Below are 18,323 nucleotides of genomic sequence, written 5' to 3'. Positions count from 1 at the left end.
GCCGCGATGAGCGCACCGCATGTCGCGATCCTGATGGCGGTGCGCAATGGCGCGCGGCACCTGCCCGCGCAACTCGACAGCATCGCCGGGCAGGAGCACACCAACTGGACGCTGATCGTCAGCGATGACGGCTCGCGCGATGGCTCGTCCGAGATCATTTCGGGTTTCGCGCAGCGGGGGCACCGCGTGATCTGTCTTGATGGACCGCGTCAGGGGGCGAGTGCGAACTTCCTGTCGCTGGTGCGCCGGATGCAAGGCCATGTGCCCGCGACAAGCTGGCTGGCCTTTGCCGATCAGGATGATGTCTGGTTGCCTGATCGGCTTTCGCGCGGGATCGCGTCGCTGGAGGGCATCGCAGGCCCCGCGCTCTATTGCAGCCGCACCTGGATCACCGATGAGCGGCTGGAGCACCGCCGGATCTCCCTGCCACGCCCGCGCCCGCTGGGGTTCCGCAATGCGCTGGTGCAGAATGTGGCGGCGGGCAACACCATCCTGCTCAACCCGGCGGGCGCCCGTCTGGCCAGCGCCGCCGCACCCGAGGCTGGCCGCGTTATCATGCATGATTGGTGGATCTATCAGCTTATGTCCGGGGCGGGCGCGCAGTTGGTGCATGACGATCGCCCCTCCCTGCTCTACCGCCAGCACGCCGGCAATGAGATCGGCGCGAATGACGGCGCGGGGGCGAAGCTGAGCCGTCTTGGGCAGCTTCTCGCGGGGCACTATCGGCAGTGGAACGGCGTGAATGTCGTCGCGCTGAGCGCTTCGGCGCATCGCCTGACGCCCGAGAACCGCGCGCTTCTTGCAGGCTTTGCGGCTGTGCGACGCGCGCCGTTCTGGCGGCGACCGGGAGCCCTTTGGCGCCTCGGGCTCTACCGCCAGTCGCGCGCGAGTACCGCCGTTCTCTGGCTTGCGGCGATGCTGGGTCGGCTCTGATCCGCCGATCCCCGGAATAATGCCCGCTGCGACGGCACGAAGGGCTGCACAGCGGCGGGCTAGGTTGTATAGCTAAGGGCACGGTTTTGAACGGATTATAGAATGAAGATCACGCCCTGCCTTCTTTGCGGTGGTTCCGGCACCCGGCTCTGGCCGCTGTCGCGCAAATCCTACCCCAAGCAGTTCGCCTCCCTCATTGGCGAGGAAAGCCTGTTTCAGGCCTCGGCGCGGCGGGTTTCGCAGGCGGCCGGAGGCTTGAGCTTTGCCCCGCCGCTGACGATCACCAACAATGACTTCCGTTTCATCGTGGCCGAGCAACTGACCGAGGCCGGGATCGACCCCGGTCCGATCCTGATCGAGCCGGAGGGGCGCAATACCGCCCCCGCCGTGCTGGCGGCCGCCCTTTATCTCGCGCAGACGGACCCCGAGGCGGTCATGCTTGTGGCACCCTCGGATCACCTGATCCCGGACACTGCGGCCTTCCTTGCCTCGGTCGAGGCGGGTCTTTCGGCCGTCGCGCGCGGCGATCTGGTCACCTTCGGCATCGCGCCCACCCGCCCAGAAACCGGCTATGGCTATCTGCATCTGGGCGCACAGCCCGACGGCTCGGGCCAACCCATCGCACTGCACAATTTCGTCGAGAAGCCCGATCTGGCCAATGCCGAACGGATGCTGGCCGCAGGCGATTACCTGTGGAACGCAGGCATTTTCCTGTTCCGCGTGGCGGATATTCTTGCCGCCTTCGAGGCCCATGCCCCGGAATTGCTGGACCCTGTGCGCCAGTCGGTCACCCAGGCGCGCAGCGATCTGGGCTTCGTGCGGCTTGAACCCGAGGCCTGGGGCAAGGCACGCGACATCTCGATCGACTATGCGGTGATGGAGAAGGCCCAAAACCTCAGCGTTGTGCCCTTCAGCGGCGAGTGGTCGGACCTTGGCGGTTGGGATGCGGTCTGGCGCGAAAGCGGGCCGGATGCGCAGGGCGTTGTCTGCTCGGACCACGCGACCGCCATCGATTGCGCCGATAGCCTGCTGCGCTCCGAGGCCGAGGGGGTCGAGCTTGTGGGCATCGGGCTGGAAAACATCATCGCCGTGGCGATGCAGGACGCGGTTCTGGTCGCCGCCAAGGACCGCGCGCAGGACGTGAAAGAGGCCGTTGCCGCCCTCAAGGCGCGCGGCGCCAAGCAGGCCACGCAACTGCCGCGTGACTATCGCCCCTGGGGCTGGTTCGAAAGCCTCGCAACCGGCGCGCGCTTCCAGGTCAAGCGTATCGTCGTGCATCCGGGCGCGGCGCTTAGCCTGCAAAGCCATTTCCACCGCTCGGAGCACTGGATCGTGGTCGAGGGCACCGCCGAGGTGACCATCGACGAGACCACCCGCCTGATCAGCGAGAACCAGTCCGTCTATATCCCGCTTGGTGCGGTGCACCGGCTGCGCAACCCGGGTAAGGTGCCGATGGTGCTGATCGAGGTGCAGACCGGCACCTATCTGGGGGAAGACGACATCATCCGCTACGAGGATGTCTACGCGCGCAGCTGATCGCCTCAGTCGTGCTCGAAACACATGGCGCGGCCATCCACGCGGATGGTCTGCGCGCCATCCTCGATCGAGCGCGCGCGGCGCGACACGAAGGACGAGGGTTTCGAGGCCGAGCGGCCTTTAGGGTCGGGCAGAACGGCGGCAAGCAGCGCCGCCTGGCGCGGGGTCAGTTGATCGGGTGTCGTGCGGAAATAACGAAAAGCCGCCGCGTTGACGCCAAAGACGCCCTCATCGAATTCGGCCACGTTCAGATAGACCTCAAGGATGCGCCGCTTGGTCCAGACCGCCTCGACCACCGGGGTCAGCGCGGCCTCCATCGCCTTGCGCAGCCAGCTGCGGCCCTGCCACAGGAAAACGTTCTTCACCACCTGCTGGCTCAGCGTCGAGGCGCCGCGCCCCGAACCTTCGTCGATGGCCTGACGGATGGCGCGCATGTCAAAGCCCCAATGCTCGCAGAAGTTCGCGTCTTCGGCGGCGACGACGGAGCGTGCCACGACCGGGGCGATTTCCTCGATGGGTGCCCACTGCTGATCGACGCCGCCAAGGCGTCGCGCCTCGGACCACATGGTGATCGTGGTGGGCGGATTGATGAAGGAATAGAGCACCACCAGCGCCAGCATCGCCGCGACGAAGCCAAGGCCGATTCGCGCCGCCCATTTGAACAGCCAGCCAAACAGCGCCCGGTTCTGGGTTTGCTGCCCGCGCGGTTTGCGTTTCGTCCTGCCTGTGGTGGTCTTTTTCTGCGCCATGCCGCCATAAGTCACGGCTGGCCCCTGCTGGTCAAGCCGGTCGCTGCACCCATGGCGTGCGGCTGCCGATCTTGTACGAAACGGGCTGGTTGGGCCAAGCCCGAAATGAGAAGGGCGAGGCAATTCGCCCCGCCCTTTCGCGTTCTGACTGCGTGCCGGCGCTTACTCGGCCGGCATCGCCTGCGGCTCGTCGCTCAGCGGGAAGGGCAGATGCACCAGCATCTCCTTCGGGCAGACCTGCAGGAAGTTGGCGCGCTCGGCCTCCCAGTTCTGCAGGATGTCGCTGGCCTTGCGCGAGCCGGTCTCCTTGGCGTGGCGCTCGATCAGGCCCTTCAGTTGGGCTTCCCAATGCGGGTGGCTGACCGCGCAGGTCACGAGGCTTTCGAGGTTCATGTAATCCTCGGCCAGCCCCTCCGGGTCGTAAAGGTAAGCCATGCCGCCGGTCATGCCCGCACCGAAGTTCGCGCCGATGCGGCCCAGGATCACCGCGACGCCGCCGGTCATGTATTCGCAACCGTTCGAGCCGCAGCCCTCGACCACAACCTTGGCGCCCGAGTTGCGCACGCCGAAACGCTCGCCCGCGCGGCCCGCTGCGAACAGATAACCGTCGGTCGCCCCGTAAAGCACGGTGTTGCCGATGATCGTGTTCTCGCTGGCCATCAGCGGCGAAGCCATCGGCGGACGTACCACGATGGTGCCGCCCGACAGGCCCTTGCCGACATAGTCGTTCGCGTCACCCGACACCTCGATCTTGAGGCCCGGCGCCGCAAAGGCCCCCAGCGACTGCCCGCACGAACCCGTCAGCTTCACCGTCAGATGGTCGGGTTGCAGCGCGTTGCGCATCCCGAAGTTCTTGACGATGTGGCTCGAGGCGCGCGTCCCGATGGTGCGCAGCGTGTTGCGGACCGCATAGGACAGCTGCATCTTCTCGCCATCCTCGAAGAAGCGGTGACCGTCCTTGATGATCTCGGCATCAAGCGTATCGGGCACGTAGTTGCGCGGCTTCGAGCGGTCGTAGACGATCTTGTCCCAGCCATCGACGGTGATCAGCAGCGGGTTCAGGTCGAGGTCGTCGAGGAAGGCCGAGCCACGGCTGACCTGCGTCAGCAGATCGGCGCGACCGATGATCTCATCCATCGAGCGGGCCCCGATCGAGGCCAGGATCTCGCGCACTTCCTGGGCGTAGAAGGTGATCAGGTTGACCACCTTGTCGGCCGAGCCGGTGAACTTGGCGCGCAGCGCCGGATCCTGGGTGCAGACGCCCACCGGGCAGGTGTTCGACTGGCACTGACGCACCATGATGCAGCCCATCGCGATCAGCGCGGCGGTGCCGATGCCGTATTCCTCGGCGCCCATCATCGCGGCCATGACGATGTCGCGGCCGGTCCGCAGACCGCCGTCGGTGCGCAGCGTGACGCGGTCACGCAGCTTGTTCATCGCCAGAACCTGATGCGCCTCGGTCAGGCCCATCTCCCACGGCAGACCCGCGTATTTGATCGAGGTCGCCGGCGAGGCACCCGTGCCGCCATTGTGGCCCGAGATCAGAATGATGTCGGCCTTGGCCTTTGCCACGCCCGCCGCGATCGTGCCGACGCCCGACGAGGCCACCAGCTTGACCGTCACCTTGCAGCGCGGGTTGATCTGCTTGAGATCGTAGATCAGCTGCGCGAGGTCTTCGATCGAGTAGATGTCGTGGTGCGGCGGCGGCGAGATCAGCGTGACGCCCTTGGTCGAGTGGCGCAGACGCGCAATCAGGTCGGTGACCTTCATGCCCGGCAGCTGGCCGCCCTCGCCCGGTTTGGCACCTTGGGCCACCTTGATCTCAAGCTCTTCGCAGTGGTTGAGGTATTCGGCGGTCACGCCGAAACGGCCCGAAGCCACCTGCTTGATCTTGGCGCTCGGATTGTCGCCGTTCGGTTCGGGCACGAAATGCGCCGGATCCTCGCCGCCCTCGCCGCTATCGGACTTGGCGCCGATACGGTTCATGGCAACGTTGAGCAGCTTGTGCGCCTCGGGCGACAGTGCGCCAAGCGACATGCCGGGTGTGACGAAGCGTTTGCGGATCGAGGTGATCGATTCCACTTCCTCGATCGGAACCGGCTTGCCGAGCGTCTTGATGTCCAGCAGGTCGCGGATATGAATCGGCGGGTTGGCCCGCATCATCGCCGAGTATTGCTTCCACAGGTCATAGGAGGCGCGGTCACAGGCCGATTGCAGCAGGTGCATCGTCTGTGCTTCCCAGGCGTGCTTTTCACCCGTGCGGCGGGCCTTGTAGAAGCCGCCGATCGGCATGACGTCCTGACCGCCCTTCCAGCCCTTGACGTGCACCTCTTCCAGCTTGTGCTGGATGCCGTGCAGACCGATGCCCGAGATGCGCGAATGCATACCGGGGAAATACTCGGCCACCATGGCGCGCGACAGGCCCACGGCCTCAAAGTTCAGACCCCCGCGATAGGACGAGATGATCGAGATCCCCATCTTCGACATGATCTTCAGCAGACCCGAGTCGATCGCATCGCGATAGCGGCGCATGTTGTCCACGAGGCTGCCTTCCAGCAGCCCGCGCTCGATCCGGTCGGCGATCGAGTCCTGCGCCAGATAGGCGTTGACCGTGGTTGCGCCCGAGCCGATCAGAACCGCGAAATAGTGGCTGTCGATGCACTCGGCCGAGCGCACGTTGACCGAGGTGAAGGTGCGCAGGCCCTTGCGGGTCAGCCACGAATGCACCGCCGAAGTCGCGAGGATCATCGGCATGGCGACCTTCTCGGGGCCCTGATGCTCATCGGTCAGAACGATATGCAGCGCGCCCGAACGCACAGCATCCTCGGCCTCGGCGCGAATGCGCTCAAGCCCCTCGCGCAGGGCTTCCTGATCGGCATTGGCCGGGAAGGTGCAGTCGATGATCGCCACCGAGGCGCCGAATTGCTTCAGCATCTGCTCGTATTCCGCGTTCGCGATGAACGGGCTTTCGAGGCTCAGGATCTCGGTCTGGCTGCTGTCTTCGTCGAGCACGTTCTTGAGGTTGCCGAACCGCGTCTTGAGCGACATCACGCGGCTTTCGCGCAAGCTGTCGATCGGCGGGTTGGTGACCTGGCTGAAGTTCTGGCGGAAGAAATGCGACAGCGGGCGGTATTGCTTGGACAGAACCGCCGGCGGCGTGTCGTCGCCCATCGAGGCGATAGCTTCCTTGCCGTCCTCGGCCATAGGCGCGAGGATCTGCTCCAGCTCTTCGACCGAGTAGCCCGCCGCGATCTGGCGCTTGCGCAGCTCCGCGCCCGAGAACATCGCCTTTTCCGGCACATCGCGCATCAATGCGTTCAGGTCCACCACCTTCTCGACCCATTCGCCGAAGGGCTGGCTGTTGGCCAGGCGGTCCTTGATGTCCTTGTCGTGGTAAAGCTTGCCCTCGCGCATATCGACCGCGATCATCTGACCCGGCCCGAGCGCGCCCTTTTCGCGCACGCTCATTTCGTCGATCGGAACCATGCCGACCTCGGAACCCGCGATCAGCATGCCATCGCCAGTCACGACATAGCGGATCGGGCGCAGGCCGTTACGGTCGAGACCGCCGCAAACCCAGCGGCCATCGGTCATCGCCAGCGCGGCAGGGCCGTCCCACGGCTCCATGACCGAGTTGCAATAGGCATACATGTCCTGCCAGGCTTTGGGCATGTCGGTCGTGGCTTTCGACCAGGCCTCGGGGACCAGCATGGTCTTGGTCATCGGTGCCGAGCGGCCCGAGCGCACCATCACCTCGAAGACCGCATCCAGCGCGCCCGAGTCCGATGCACCAGCCGGGATGATCGGCTTGATGTCCTCGGCGGCGTCGCCGAAGGTGTTCGAGGCCATGCGGATCTCATGGCTCTTCATCCAGTTGACGTTGCCCTTGATCGTGTTGATCTCGCCGTTATGGGCCAGCATGCGGAAGGGCTGCGCCAGCCACCACTGCGGGAAGGTGTTGGTCGAGTAGCGCTGGTGATAGATCGCGAAGGCGCTCTCGAAGCGGTCGTCCTTGAGGTCGGGATAGAATTCCGCGACCTGCTCGGCCAGCATCATGCCCTTGTAGATGATCGAGCGCGTGGACAGCGAGCAGACATAGAGGCCCGCGATCTGCGCCGCGATCGCCGCTTTCTCGATGCGGCGGCGGATGATGTAAAGCTCGCGCTCGAACTGCTCGTCGTCGATGTCCTTCTCGCAGCGGATCAGGATCTGCTCGATCTCGGGGCGGGTGGCGTTGGCCTTCTCGCCCAGCACTTCGGTGTTCACCGGAACGTGGCGCCAGCCGTAGATGTAGTGGCCCATCCGCAGAACTTCGGATTCAACGATCGTGCGGCACCGTTCCTGCGCGCCGAAGTCGGTGCGCGGCAGGAAGATCTGGCCCACGGCCACGCGCTTTTGCATGTTCGGCTCGTGGCCGGTGCGGCGGATCTGGTCATAGAAGAATGGAACCGGGATCTGCACGTGGATACCGGCGCCGTCGCCGGTCTTGCCGTCCGCGTCGACCGCGCCACGGTGCCAGATCGCTTTCAGCGCATCGATGCCGTTTTCGACAACCTTGCGCGAGGCCTTGCCGTCGATCGAGACCACAAGACCCACGCCGCACGATGCCTTCTCGTCGTCCAGCTTGAACAGCGAGTTCTCGTCCATCCACTTGCGCTTGGCTTCCTCGGCGGCAACCCAGGCTTCATCGTATTTCGTCATGTCAGTGCCTCCTCAGAGAGTGGGTCGGTCATTCAGGGGCGACGCGCCGGTCATCAGCATGTCGCAATCATATTTCGGGCGGGTCTCGCCAAAGCCCTCGTCGCCGGGAAAGGCGAAGGTCACGGGGGCCATACTGGTCGAGGCCTTGTCGCCAAAGACGTTCTCGAATTGCTCGGTATCGGCAAAGAACAGGCGCAGCTTGCGGCTGATCAGTTGCAGCCCCTTGCGATGGGCCAGGAAGTTCCCGGCCTCGTCCTCGACGGTCATGTCGAACTCGCACCGCTCCAGCACGACGCCGTCGATGGTGACACTCTCGCCGGTCAACCGGTCGTAGCCCACGTTGCGGCGCACGTCGCCGAAGTTGTTGCGCGTGACGAAGTCGTAGTCGTCGCGGCCATCGGCCAGAAGCGCGCTGAACGAGGCATGATCGGCCGAGCCATCCTGATCCAGCCGGTCGATCTCGCCGGTCTCGGGGCTGTAGCTCAGCATCCAGCGGGTCTCGCTGTCGAGCTTCGAGATGAAGAAGACGCCAGAGCCATCGGCAAATGCGATGTTGCGATAGCCGGCGGGGTCGGTCTCGCAGCGATAGTGGTTCGCGACCTGGCAGTCATGCAATTGCACGGTCATTTCCAGCTCGCATCCGGGTGGCGGCGTGAACGAGGCGGCAGCCGCCGGCAGGGCGGCGCAGAGCCCCCCAACCGTTGCCAGAATTGCCGCTCGTGCGATCACCGCAAACACCCTTTCGAAACCTGTTGGGTCAGTCGCGCTGACCCGATGATGTCCGGCAGTTCGCCGGACCGCTGGCGCGCATCGGCATGGCTACCCCCGCCGATGCACCCTGATCACTCGGCGGCAACCGCCGCCGCGCCGTCGATGAACTTGACGACCGAGTCGGCCGCTTCGCGCCCGTCGCGGATCGCCCAGACCACAAGGCTTGCGCCGCGAACGATATCGCCCACGGCGAATACGCCCGGCAGGCTCGTCTTATGCGTTCCAAACGACGCCTTGATGGTGCCCCAGCGGGTCACTTCCAGCCCGTCCACACCCCAGAGCTTGGGTAGGTCTTCAGGCTCGAAGCCAAGCGCCTTGATCACCAGATCGGCGGGCTCTTCGTAGATGCCGCCCTCGATCGGCTCGGGCGATTGGCGGCCCGAGGCGTCCGGCGCGCCCAGTTTCATGCGCTGCACCGTGACCGAGGCGACCGGATTGCCCGCAAAGCCCTTGGGCGCGGCCATCCAGACGAATTCGACGCCCTCTTCCTCGGCGTTCTGCACTTCACGCTGCGAGCCGGGCATGTTCGTGCGGTCGCGGCGGTAGAGGCACTTGACCGACTTGGCGCCCTGGCGGATCGCGGTACGCACGCAGTCCATCGCGGTATCGCCGCCGCCGATGACGACGACATTCTTGCCCTCGGCATTATAGGTGCCATCGGCGAATTCCGGCACCTCGTCGCCAAAGCTGAGCTTGTTCGACACGGTCAGATAGTCGATCGCGCGCACGATGCCCTCGGCATCCGCGCCCGGATCGGTCAGATCGCGGGTCTTGTAGACGCCCGTGGCGATGATGACGGCGTCATGCTTGCCGCGGATCGCGTCAAAGCTGATGTCCTCGCCGACATTGCAGTTCAGCACGAATTCGACGCCACCCTGCGCCAGCTGATCGACGCGCTGCATGACGACGTCTTTCTCCAGCTTGAAGCCGGGGATGCCGTAGGTCAGCAGGCCGCCCGCGCGGTCGTAGCGGTCATAGACGGTGACTTGCAGGCCCGCGCGGCGCAGCACATCTGCGGCGGCAAGGCCACCCGGACCGGCACCGATGATGCCCACCGATTCCGCGCGCTCGACCGCCGGTTTGACGGGCTTCACCCAGCCCATGTCCCAGGCGGTGTCGGTGATGTATTTCTCGATGGCGCCGATGGTGACGGTGCCGTGGCCGGACTGCTCGATCACGCAATTGCCTTCGCACAGGCGGTCCTGCGGGCAGATACGGCCGCAGATCTCGGGGAAGGTGTTGGTGGCCTGGCTGAGTTCATAGGCCTCTTGCAGGCGGCCCGCGGCGGTCAGTCGCAGCCAGTCGGGGATGTTGTTATGCAGCGGGCAGTGCGTGTGGCAATAGGGCACGCCACATTGCGAGCAGCGCGAGGATTGCTCGGCGGCTTTCGCGTCGGCGAACTCGCGATAAATCTCGTTGAAGTCGTGGGAGCGCACACTTGCGTCACGCTTCTCGGGCATCTCCTTCGCCGTATGGACGAACTTGAGCATGCGTTCCTTTGCCATGGCCGTGCCTCCCTTCGAATGGATCGGGTGCGCATGGTTACACCGGGTCTGTGGAAAATAAAAGTCAGCAATACTGTCGTAAATGGCATAAAAATGCGACCGAGCATCGCAGTTGACCCCGGAAAGAGTCAAAATTAGGTCAGCATGCAGTACCTAACTGTCAGTAACCTGCATAAATCAGGGCCAGAGCGGCCGTTCCGACGATGATTCGCCACCAGCCGAAGGCCGCGTATCCGTGACGCCCAACGAAATCCAAGAGGCCTCGCACCACGAAGATACCCGAAATGAAGGCAGCTACGAAGCCGATCGTGATCAGGTCGATGTCCTTGGCGTTCAGCAGATCGCGGCTCTTGTAGAGATCGTAGGTGAATGCGCCTGCCATGGTCGGCATCGACAGAAAGAAGCTGAATTCGGCCGCGGCGCGCTTGGATACGCCCATCAGCATGGCGCCAACGATTGTCGAGCCCGAGCGCGACACACCCGGTATCATCGCAAGGCATTGGAACAACCCGATCTTGAACGCCAGCGTCGGGGATAGACGCATCGCATCCGTTTCGCGCTCGGGCAGGTTCAGCCGGTCAACCCAAAGCAGGATCACCCCGCCAAGAACCAGCATAGAGGCAATCAGGATGGGCGTTTCGAACAGAATCGTCTTGATGATCCCATGTGCCGCAACGCCGATGATGGCGGCGGGCAGGAAGGCGACCAGCACTGTCAGGATGAAGCGGCGTGCGGCCGGGTCTTGCGGGGCCGAGGCGAACACATGGATCAGTCGCTGCGCATAGACGCCGACGATCGCCAGGATCGCCCCCAGCTGAATCAGCACCTCGAAGGTCTTGCCCGACGAGGTGAAGCCAAGAAAATGACCGGCCAAGAGGATATGGCCGGTCGAGGAAACGGGTATGAACTCGGTCAGACCCTCAAGCAGGCCAAGCAGGCCCGCGATGATCGTATCATTCATTACGAAGTCTTGCGCATATTCTTTGCCGAGGCCTGAATGGCGTCATACTGGCCATGCGGGCGGAAACGCCACAGATAGTCGGGCAGCACGGCACCAAGCGGCGTCGGCTTGATGCCCAGATCTGCGAAAGACTTGGCGCCTTCCGACACGACGTTGTCCTTTTGCAGGTTCGTCAGCTGGTCGAGCGTCAGGATGCGGTTGGTCACGAGGCCGAGCGTCAGGCCCTGCACCACGTCGCCTGCGGCGGCGATGATCTTCGCAACAAAGACCGGCAGGCTTACAACCAGACGGCGGCGGTTGATCACCGGGAGCATCCGGCCGATCAGCCCCTTGAACGTATCGACATCGGGGCCACCGAGTTCATAGACGCCAGCGGCCTTGCCCTCGGCGCCCATCACCGCGGCCTGTGCCACGTCATCGACCCAGACCGGCTGGAAGCGAGTATCGCCGCCCGCGACGGGCAGAATCGGGCCGAACTTGGCCATAGCCGCAAACTTGTTGAAGAAGCCGTCCTCGGTCCCGAACAGGATCGAGGGGCGCAGGATCATCGCACTCGGGAAGTATTTGAGCACTTCGGCCTCGCCCAGGGCCTTGGTGCGTGCGTAGTTGCTGTCCGATTCCGCATCCGCGCCAATGGCCGAAACATGCACGAGCGACTTGACGCCCTCTTTCGCCGCAATGCGCGCGATCAGCCCTGCCCCATCGGCCTGCACCGCGTCGAAACGGTTCGGGCCTTCGTTCACGAGGATGCCGACGCAGTTGACCACCGCATCCGCGCCGCGCATCGCCTCGCGCACGCTGACGTGGTCGCGGATGTTGCACAGAACCGGCTCGACCTGACCGACGGCGCCGTAGGGCTTCACGAACAATGCCTCGTTCGGGCGGCGGACTGCGACGCGCACGCGCCAGCCGTCCTTTGCCATACGCCGGGCGATGTAACGCCCGAGGAATCCGGAACCGCCATAGATCGTGACCAGCTTCGACATCGGCTTTGGCCTTTCAATTGCAAAAAGTTGCTCCCTGATTAGCGCCAAGCCCCTTGTCAAACAAGGCCAAAGGCCGGGTCGCGGAGCGAAGCGCAGAAAATCTTTCAAACCCCCGTTGACAGTCCCTGCGCCCCCGGCTAAATCGCCCCTCACGACACCGGCCCAGGTGGCGGAATTGGTAGACGCGCACGGTTCAGGTCCGTGTGCCGCAAGGCGTGGAGGTTCGAGTCCTCTCCTGGGCACCAAACAAAAAAGCCGCTCAAGCGAATAGCTTGAGCGGCGTTTTGAATTTCTTGGCAAGGCTCTAAACCGGTCCCGGTTTCAGGCCGATACGAATCCGGCCCCGCCGTTCCAATACCCGATCTGAACGGCTTGAAGCCCGCGGTTTCGCTTGCCAAAAGGCGGCGGCCGGGGCGGGCTTGCCGCCGTCCACGGATCATTTGGCGAAAGACCAGCGCGGCAGGTGCGGATATGGAATCGTTTGCTGGCCTGCCGTGATCAGGCCGCCGCACTTCCAAGCAGTGGCTTTCCGTTGGCGGCGTGACGCTCGATCAGATGGCGCGCCTTTCTCCCCTGCGCGAGCGGTCGCGCAGGCGCGACATCAAACCTTTGCCCGGCCAGTTCGGGGAAGATCGTGAAAAGCTCCTCAACCGCCGCCGGGGCAAGCGATCTGAGGGCCTGCTTGCCCGGAAAGAGGCTCTCGGTCGGTGCGTTCTCGGCCATGATCAGGGCGTGCTGGTCGAAAACCAGATGGAAGTACTCCACCTCGGTTGCTGTTTCCTCCACGGCGATACCGGGAAGTGCGGTCAGCATGATCGCGGGGACGAGCACCTCGGGCGCGCCGAACATCCGCGCGGCGATGGCGGAGCGAACCAGCATCCGATGCTGGCGCGAAACCAGCAGATCGCGCGTCGGCAACCCCGGCCCAAGCGCACCCGCTGCGATCCGAACCGGCAGCAAGGCGGGGTTGGAGCGCAGCTCGCGCGGGTCGATCTTGCGCGAGAACACCGCGCGCAAGGCCTGCGGCACGCCGGTCGGGCTGAGTATCAGATCGCCCGCCCGAAGCGTCTCGACCGGGCGGCTGCCATCGGTTGTGTCGATCATGCAGCCACGGGTCAAACACACCGGCGCCAGGGATCCGACATTCATCGAGCCCTGCACCGTGACATAGGTCGTGCGAACAAGGGTCGCATCATGCAGGACGCTGCCGTCGGTCGGGGTGAACACCTCGCGGCCATCGGCCAGATAGAAGGTCGCGCCCGTGATGGTCGCCGTGCTGCCATCAGCATAGGTGACGGTCACGGTATCGCCCGGATAAGACCTTACGATCCGCGACCCGTCGATCACGTCACGCTGGCTGTTGGTGCCCAAGGCATTGATCAGCTAATCATCCGTCCGATCCAGGATCTGATAATCGTAGACCGTAAGCGTGCTGCCGGCAGGGGGAGGGGCGGAGGGATCGATGATCCAGAACTGATCGGTATAGTAAGTTGCCACTGCTCGTACTCCTGCCTACTGACACGCCACACTCATTGGATGAGGCTTTCCCTTGCAGCGGCTTTCCGCTTGCTACAATCGAAAGTTTTCCATCTGGTTAAGCACTTAGCGGCTATGGCCTGTCGGTGAAAACAGACAAAGTGACGCTCTGGCAGGAGCTGACGTCAGGGCATGTGGCAGGGCGCATCGCTGCGCCCCGCCCAGCGGTCACGCCCCCAGAAGCATTCCCTGTCGCAGCGGCTTCTGACCGGCCACGAAGAACAGGTCGGTACCCGCGCGCACGATGCGCATCTGTTCGCGCGCATAAAGTACGCCCTCGGTGCTGGCGTGGATCGCAATGTCCTGCCCGTCAGGGAAGCTTTTTACAGTGCCCAACAGGGTGCCCGCCTGCACCCGCGCACCCGGCTCGATGCAGGCATGGAACAGACCCGGCGCCGGGGCGCTGACCACCTCGACCGCGGCCAGCGGCGTGGGCGCAGCACCTTCGCCGCGTGACTGCCCGGCGGGGCCTTCGATGCAGCCGGTGTCCGCCAGCCAGGAGATGACGGCCTCGGCATCGCGGCGGGCCTCGTCGGGGCAGGTGTCCAACACGCCGCGCCATTCCAGCGTGACGGCGAAACAGGCAATCGGCAGGTCGATCTGGAAACGCTCGCGCAGCGCCACCCAGGGCAGGGTGCAGGCCTCGTCGAACGAGCGCCCGCCCTGCACCTCGGCATGAAGCACCGCGGCCGAGCCGGTCGCGTGCCCCAGTCGGGCGGCTTCCTCGGTCTGCTCGGCGTGGCAATAGATATGCGTCACGGCTTCTGAATCGCAGTGCATGTCCAGCACGATATCGGCGTCGATGGCCATGCGTAGCAGCGCGCGTTGCAGCGCGCCGATCGGGCTGCACGGTTGCAGCGTGTCCAGCGCCGCGGCCAGGCGGGTGCGCAACTCGGCGACCGGGTCATTGCCCGGCGCGCGGTCGTCTGCCGCCAGCGCCAGCGCCGCCGCATCGGGAAAGTCGCGGTTGAAGTTCTGCCCGCTCGTCGCCTCAAAGCGCCCGAAGCTGCCGCCGACCACGCCCTGATCCAAACCAATCGGGTTCGCCAGCGGCACCAGCAGCACCTCGCCCTTGATGCGGCCCTCGGCCTCCAGCTTGGCAAGGCTGTCGCGCAGACTGAACCCCACCAGCATCCCGGGCGCCTCATCGGCATGAAGCCCGCCCTGGATATAGACGCGCGGCCGCGCGCCGGGGGTGCCGAACCGATAGACCGTGAGATGCCTGCTCCCGTTCATCGGGCCAGGGGTGAGGGCGACCTGTTCCGTCTGCATGATACTCTCCTGTGACCTGCGCCCACTCTAGGTTCTTGACAGCGGATCGAGTAATGAGTTCGCTTGAAACACGATGAGCGGAGTTCATGAATGACCAAGCGCCGCACCCAGATGAACCTGCGCGGGTTCCAGGTTTTCGATGCCGTCGCGCGGCACCTGTCGGTGACGGCGGCCGCCGAAGAGCTTGGTATCACCCAAAGCGCCGCCAGCCATCAGCTGCGCAAGCTCTCGGATTTGCTGGGGGAAGTGCTGATCGAGCGTCAAGGCCGGTCCATCAGTCTGACGGATGCAGGCAGACGGCTGGCCGATTCGCTCGATGGCGCTTTCGATCTGATCGAGCAATCCGCCGCCGCGACGATCGGTGTGAACCGGCGCATGGTGCGGCTGGCGCTTTATTCGTCCTTCGCGTCGGGCTGGATGATCCCCGCGCTGCCCCAATTCACCGAGAAGAACCCCGATATCGACCTGCGCCTGATCATGATTTCGGATCCGCCAGAGATCACCGACCGGGTCGCGGATGTATTCGTCAGCTCCGAGCCGCAGCGGCGGGGCTATTGGTCCACGCGGCTCTTCCGCGAATTGCTGGTGCCCGTGGCCGCACCGCAGTTTCGGCAGGCCTTTGCGCGGCCGATCCCGCTGATCTCTTCGGATACCGACCCGGTTCTGACCGGTAAGGACTGGGAGGCCTTCGCCGTGCTCAACGGGCTTGAAATGAGTGCGCTTCGCGAAGGCGCTTGGCGGTGCTGCTCGCATTACCTGCTCGCGCTAGAGATGGTGCGCGCGGGCATGGGCGCGGCGCTGGTTCCCGATTTCATCGCCTTTCCACTGATGGCGCGTGGCGAGGTGGTGCGCCTGCCGGGCGATCCGGTGCCCACCGGGCTGACCTATGACATCCAGGTCAAATACGAGCGCCGCAACGAACCCGACATCGCGCGGCTCGTCACCTGGCTGCGTGCTGCGGCGCGTCGGAACAGGCATGAATATGGTTCATGAGTTGAGCTGATTTCTCATGCCCTGTCGCGCGGGGCCGGTGGTAGCGTTTTCGCAACGACAACCAAACGGCCACCGACAGGGGAAATCACAATGCAAGGCTTGGAACCTTCGGGCGCATTGCGCCTTGCCGTCCGGGATCTGCACAAGAGCTATGGCGCGCTCGAGGTTCTGCGCGGCATCTCGCTTGAGGCGCATCAGGGCGATGTGATCGCGCTGATCGGGGCCTCGGGCTCGGGCAAGTCCACCTTCCTGCGCTGCATCAACCAGCTAGAGGATTGCTCGCAGGGCGAGATCTTCGTCAATGGCGAGCATATGGACCTTGTGCACCGCAAGGGGCGCCGTGTGGCGCGCGATCCGCGTCAGCTGCGCCGTATTCGCTCCAAGCTGGGCTTCGTCTTTCAAAGCTTTAATCTGTGGTCGCACATGACGGTTCTGGAGAACCTGATCGAAGGCCCGACCCAGATCCACGGCATGCACCGCGACGAGGCCGTCACCCTGGCGCAATCGCTGCTGGAACGCGTCGGCATGAAGGGCCGCGAGGGCGCCTATCCGGCACAGCTTTCCGGCGGCCAGCAGCAACGTATCGCCATTGCCCGCGCGCTGGCCATGCAACCGGAGGTGATGCTGTTCGACGAACCGACCTCGGCGCTTGACCCCGAACTGGTGGCCGAGGTGCTGGCGGTGATCCGCGACCTCGCGACCGAGGGGCGCACCATGCTTCTGGTCACGCATGAAATGGCTTTCGCGCGCGACGTCGCCTCGAAGGTCGTGTTCCTGCACAAGGGACTTGTCGAGGAAAGCGGCCCGCCCGCCGAGATTTTCGGCGCCCCCAAGTCCGAGCGCCTGACCCAATTCCTCAAGCACGTCCGCCTCAACTGAGGCGTCCGGCTCCACATAACCACCACGAAGAAACCAACAGGAGAACTGCAAATGAAAACTATCGCGGCCATTGCGGCCCTGCTTGCCACCACCGCCCTTGCCGGTGCGACCGAGATGAAGGTTTGCGTCGAGGGCGCCTACCCGCCCATGTCGATGATGAACGAAAAGGGCGAGATCGTCGGTATGGATATCGACCTCACCAACGCGCTCTGCGCCGAGATCGGCGTGGACTGCCCGCTGGTGAAGACCGACTGGGACGCCATGATCCCCTCGCTGCTCGAAGGCAAATGCGATGCGATCATCGCCTCAATGTCGATCACGCCCGAACGCGCGCAGGTCGTGGCCTTCACCCAGAAATACCTGCAATCGCCCAACATGTTCATCGGCAAGGCCGATGCGGGGCTGACCGACACTACCGAGGGCCTCTCGGGCAAGCGCGTCGGCGTGCAGCGCGGCACCATCGCGCATGACTTCATGGCTGGCGAGTTCCCTGATGTTGAGCTTGGCCTCTATGGCTCGGAAGAAGAGATCTACCTCGACCTGACGGCCGGGCGGATCGACGCGGCCTTCGTCGATGCGGGCACCGGCTAGATCGCCTTCCTTTCGACCCCGGCCGGCGAGGGCTTTGCCTTCTTCGGCGCGCCGCACCGTGAGGTGGAATACTTCGGCGAGGGTGCCGGTATCGCCCTGCGCCCCGGCGAGGACGAGCTGCGTGAAAAGCTGAACGGCGCGATCAAGGCCATCCGCGCCAACGGCAAGTACATGGAAATCAACAACCAATACTTCTCGACCGACCAGTACGGCGAGTAAGGGGAATGCCATGGACAAGATCGTCGGTTATCTGCCGATCCTGATCGGCGGCATGGGTGTCACGATTGCGGTTGCGATCCTGTCCATGGCCCTCGCGCTTACCCTCGGTGCCGGTTTCGCCACGCTCTACCTGCGTGGCGGCCGCCTCGGGCGGGCGGTTACCACAAGCTACACGACCATCGCGCGGGGGATTCCCGACCTCGTGCTGATGCTGCTGTTCTTCTTCGGCGGCGAGCGGGCGATCAATTCGGTCCTCGCACTGATGGGATACGAGCGGATCAGCCTGAGCCCCTTCTTCATCGGGGTGGTGACGCTTGGCTTCATCTTCGGCGCCTTCCTGGCCGAGACCTTCCGCGGTGCCTACCTGTCTGTGCCGCATGGCCAGATCGAGGCCGCACAGGCCATCGGCCTTGCGCCGCGCCGTATCCTTGGGCGGATCATCTTCCCGCAGATGCTGCGGCTTGCCCTGCCGGGGTTTACCAACACCTGGCTGGTGATGCTGAAATCCACCGCGATCATCTCGATCGTCGGGCTTCAGGACATGGTCGGGCTGGCCGACAAGGCCGGCAAGGCCACCCGCGAGCCCTTCGTCTTCATGCTGGCGGTGATCTTGTTCTTCCTCGCGCTGACGGCGGTATCGGGCAACCTGCTCCATCGGCTCGAGCGCCGCTACAGACCGGGGTTCTGACAG

General features: G+C 64.3%; 15 protein-coding genes and 1 tRNA gene. 8 read left to right on the top strand and 8 right to left on the bottom strand.

Going from position 1 to position 18,323, the window contains the following annotated elements:
* Positions 1-6 precede the first annotated feature (6 nt).
* Entirely contained in the window at positions 7-933 is a 927-nt protein-coding gene (locus KTQ37_RS08765; RefSeq protein WP_218630131.1) for a glycosyltransferase, read from the top strand.
* A 102-nt stretch (positions 934-1,035) separates the two neighbouring features.
* The gene (locus tag KTQ37_RS08760; RefSeq protein ID WP_218630130.1) at positions 1,036-2,469 is read left to right on the top strand and encodes a mannose-1-phosphate guanylyltransferase/mannose-6-phosphate isomerase; all 1,434 of its coding nucleotides are present in this window, start codon (positions 1,036-1,038) and stop codon (positions 2,467-2,469) included.
* A 5-nt stretch (positions 2,470-2,474) separates the two neighbouring features.
* On the opposite strand, the gene mtgA is transcribed toward KTQ37_RS08760, so the two are convergent.
* The 6 genes from mtgA to KTQ37_RS08730 form a co-directional block, all read right to left on the bottom strand.
* Positions 2,475-3,218, bottom strand: coding sequence for a monofunctional biosynthetic peptidoglycan transglycosylase (mtgA, locus tag KTQ37_RS08755; RefSeq protein ID WP_218630129.1), 744 nt, complete (start codon positions 3,216-3,218; stop codon positions 2,475-2,477).
* Between the two features lie 162 nt (positions 3,219-3,380).
* Entirely contained in the window at positions 3,381-7,919 is a 4,539-nt protein-coding gene (gene gltB, locus KTQ37_RS08750; RefSeq protein ID WP_218630128.1) for a glutamate synthase large subunit, read from the bottom strand.
* 12 nt (positions 7,920-7,931) lie between these two features.
* The gene (locus tag KTQ37_RS08745) at positions 7,932-8,546 is read right to left on the bottom strand and encodes a hypothetical protein (RefSeq protein WP_236021140.1); all 615 of its coding nucleotides are present in this window, start codon (positions 8,544-8,546) and stop codon (positions 7,932-7,934) included.
* A 215-nt stretch (positions 8,547-8,761) separates the two neighbouring features.
* On the bottom strand, positions 8,762-10,195 hold the full coding sequence (locus KTQ37_RS08740; RefSeq protein WP_218630126.1) for an NAD(P)-dependent oxidoreductase: 1,434 nt from the start codon (positions 10,193-10,195) through the stop codon (positions 8,762-8,764).
* 160 nt (positions 10,196-10,355) lie between these two features.
* On the bottom strand, positions 10,356-11,156 hold the full coding sequence (locus tag KTQ37_RS08735) for an undecaprenyl-diphosphate phosphatase (protein WP_218630125.1): 801 nt from the start codon (positions 11,154-11,156) through the stop codon (positions 10,356-10,358).
* Positions 11,156-12,142: a complex I NDUFA9 subunit family protein gene (locus tag KTQ37_RS08730; protein WP_218630124.1), complete on the bottom strand. Its 987-nt coding sequence runs from the start codon at positions 12,140-12,142 to the stop codon at positions 11,156-11,158. The genes KTQ37_RS08735 and KTQ37_RS08730 overlap by 1 nt, the downstream gene beginning before the upstream one ends.
* 160 nt (positions 12,143-12,302) lie before the next feature.
* On the opposite strand from KTQ37_RS08730, the gene KTQ37_RS08725 reads away from it, so the two are divergent.
* Positions 12,303-12,387, top strand: a tRNA-Leu gene (locus KTQ37_RS08725).
* A gap of 253 nt (positions 12,388-12,640) precedes the next feature.
* Here the strand turns inward: KTQ37_RS08725 and KTQ37_RS08720 are convergent.
* A complete protein-coding gene (locus tag KTQ37_RS08720) occupies positions 12,641-13,513 on the bottom strand; it encodes a Hint domain-containing protein (protein WP_218630123.1) in 873 nt (290 codons plus the stop codon).
* Between the two features lie 333 nt (positions 13,514-13,846).
* A complete protein-coding gene (locus KTQ37_RS08715) occupies positions 13,847-14,950 on the bottom strand; it encodes a succinylglutamate desuccinylase/aspartoacylase family protein (protein WP_218630122.1) in 1,104 nt (367 codons plus the stop codon).
* Between the two features lie 90 nt (positions 14,951-15,040).
* Here KTQ37_RS08715 and KTQ37_RS08710 point away from each other — a divergent pair, with 90 nt between their 5' ends.
* The 5 genes from KTQ37_RS08710 to KTQ37_RS08690 all read left to right on the top strand — a co-directional run bounded on the left by KTQ37_RS08710 (position 15,041) and on the right by KTQ37_RS08690 (position 18,320).
* Positions 15,041-15,943, top strand: coding sequence for a LysR family transcriptional regulator (locus tag KTQ37_RS08710; RefSeq protein ID WP_218630121.1), 903 nt, complete (start codon positions 15,041-15,043; stop codon positions 15,941-15,943).
* A gap of 90 nt (positions 15,944-16,033) precedes the next feature.
* Positions 16,034-16,822, top strand: coding sequence for an ABC transporter ATP-binding protein (locus KTQ37_RS08705; RefSeq protein ID WP_218630120.1), 789 nt, complete (start codon positions 16,034-16,036; stop codon positions 16,820-16,822).
* Positions 16,823-16,873: 51 nt separating this feature from the next.
* Complete coding sequence (locus tag KTQ37_RS16735; RefSeq protein WP_218630119.1) at positions 16,874-17,413, top strand: transporter substrate-binding domain-containing protein; 540 nt, start codon at positions 16,874-16,876, stop codon at positions 17,411-17,413.
* A 63-nt stretch (positions 17,414-17,476) separates the two neighbouring features.
* Complete coding sequence (locus tag KTQ37_RS16995; protein WP_218630118.1) at positions 17,477-17,632, top strand: transporter substrate-binding domain-containing protein; 156 nt, start codon at positions 17,477-17,479, stop codon at positions 17,630-17,632.
* A gap of 10 nt (positions 17,633-17,642) precedes the next feature.
* Positions 17,643-18,320 carry an ABC transporter permease gene (locus KTQ37_RS08690; protein ID WP_218630117.1) on the top strand — a complete coding sequence of 226 codons (678 nt, stop codon included), beginning with the start codon at positions 17,643-17,645 and terminating at the stop codon, positions 18,318-18,320.
* Positions 18,321-18,323: the final 3 nt, after the last annotated feature.

The sequence above is a fragment of the Sedimentimonas flavescens genome, from assembly GCF_019264375.1.
Classification (GTDB): Bacteria; Pseudomonadota; Alphaproteobacteria; order Rhodobacterales; family Rhodobacteraceae; genus Rhodobacter; species Rhodobacter flavescens.
The sequence above is the reverse complement of the archived record's forward strand: the minus strand, read 5'-3'. Positions and strand labels throughout refer to the sequence as shown.

Coding starts and splice junctions, on each gene's coding strand:
- KTQ37_RS08740 (WP_218630126.1), bottom strand. CDS start 10,195: ATGGCAAAGGAACGCATGCTCAAGTTCGTCCATACGGCGAAGGAGATG.
- KTQ37_RS08690 (WP_218630117.1), top strand. CDS start 17,643: ATGGACAAGATCGTCGGTTATCTGCCGATCCTGATCGGCGGCATGGGT.
- KTQ37_RS08710 (WP_218630121.1), top strand. CDS start 15,041: ATGACCAAGCGCCGCACCCAGATGAACCTGCGCGGGTTCCAGGTTTTC.
- KTQ37_RS08765 (WP_218630131.1), top strand. CDS start 7: ATGAGCGCACCGCATGTCGCGATCCTGATGGCGGTGCGCAATGGCGCG.
- KTQ37_RS08730 (WP_218630124.1), bottom strand. CDS start 12,142: ATGTCGAAGCTGGTCACGATCTATGGCGGTTCCGGATTCCTCGGGCGT.
- gltB (WP_218630128.1), bottom strand. CDS start 7,919: ATGACGAAATACGATGAAGCCTGGGTTGCCGCCGAGGAAGCCAAGCGC.
- KTQ37_RS16735 (WP_218630119.1), top strand. CDS start 16,874: ATGAAAACTATCGCGGCCATTGCGGCCCTGCTTGCCACCACCGCCCTT.
- KTQ37_RS08735 (WP_218630125.1), bottom strand. CDS start 11,156: ATGAATGATACGATCATCGCGGGCCTGCTTGGCCTGCTTGAGGGTCTG.
- mtgA (WP_218630129.1), bottom strand. CDS start 3,218: ATGGCGCAGAAAAAGACCACCACAGGCAGGACGAAACGCAAACCGCGC.
- KTQ37_RS08760 (WP_218630130.1), top strand. CDS start 1,036: ATGAAGATCACGCCCTGCCTTCTTTGCGGTGGTTCCGGCACCCGGCTC.
- KTQ37_RS08715 (WP_218630122.1), bottom strand. CDS start 14,950: ATGCAGACGGAACAGGTCGCCCTCACCCCTGGCCCGATGAACGGGAGC.
- KTQ37_RS08705 (WP_218630120.1), top strand. CDS start 16,034: ATGCAAGGCTTGGAACCTTCGGGCGCATTGCGCCTTGCCGTCCGGGAT.
- KTQ37_RS08745 (WP_236021140.1), bottom strand. CDS start 8,546: ATGACCGTGCAATTGCATGACTGCCAGGTCGCGAACCACTATCGCTGC.